The following is a 1,015-nucleotide window of genomic DNA, read 5'->3' as shown; positions in this document are numbered from 1 at the left end:
GCACCACATTTATATCGCCGTGCCGGGCAATGCGCACGAGTTCCGAATAGTCCTCGATTTCGTGCTCGGCGCCGCTGCCGAAAATCAGCAGGTCCAGGCTTTTGGTGCCGGTCGCATAGTCTTCCAGGACATCGATCAGGCGCGGCATGGTCGCCACCACGGGAACACCTTGAATCCGCGTGCCCAACGGTGCGCCGCGCTCGGTCGCCATGATGCCTGCGATGGAATAGTCCGCCGGTTGCGCCGTGCGCGTGAAGCGAATGATCAGGTCGGCCTCGCCAAGCCGGCCAACGAACAGCGCGCGCTTGGGCTCAGTATCATCGGACTTGCGGCCAAGAATGCCCCAGCTCGCGCCGTCACGCAGGAAGCGGTAGAACAGCCGGGGTGCCGAGATGATGGTGAAGGAGACGAGGAAGAAGACGATGAACTGACGCTCGTTGAGCCCTGCGACCGGCCGGTAAAACCGCAGCAGCAGCGACGCCATGTAAAGAGTGAACGTCAAGATCGCGCAGCTCTTCAGGATGTTGAAAAAGTCCGGCGTCGAGGCGAAGCGCCAGACGGTGGTGTAGAGGCCACTGTAGCGGAACAGCAAATGGCTGATGACGACGATGCCCGCCCATGTCGCCAGCCCCTCCTTGGAGAGCGCTTCGAACGAAAGATTCGACCGCGAAAGCACGAGGCTGAGTGCCACGGCGACCAGGACCATGACCACGTCCTGGACCATGATGAAGACGCGCCGCATCTGTGGCCTGAGCCCGAATACTGATTCGAGGTAAGAATTCATTGGACGGCACTAGACTCCAGGCTCAAGGGCATCGACACCAGCGAAGTGCGAACACGAAGATACTTCGCGACCAATCCACCTTAAGTGCCATCCCCGGCCCCCGCCGTGGTGTATCGCATACTGCGGGGCGGAGGGCATAGCTAGAGGTTTTTTCGAGAAGAGGCGTCCAGTGGAGAACATGGATCATGCTGGGGCGATTGTCGCAAAGGAAACATTATCAAGAGCTAATAG

The 1,015-nt window shown here is 59.6% G+C and carries 1 pseudogene; it reads right to left on the bottom strand.

The window, feature by feature from the left end:
* A pseudogene (locus EN750_RS36080) lies at positions 1 to 742 on the bottom strand (polysaccharide biosynthesis protein); the annotation flags it as partial.
* Positions 743 to 1,015: the final 273 nt, after the last annotated feature.

This window comes from Mesorhizobium sp. M7A.F.Ca.ET.027.03.2.1, from assembly GCF_003999175.1.
Classification (GTDB): Bacteria; Pseudomonadota; Alphaproteobacteria; order Rhizobiales; family Rhizobiaceae; genus Mesorhizobium.
Note: the sequence above shows the minus strand (reverse complement) of the source record. Positions and strands in the feature narration are given on the sequence as shown.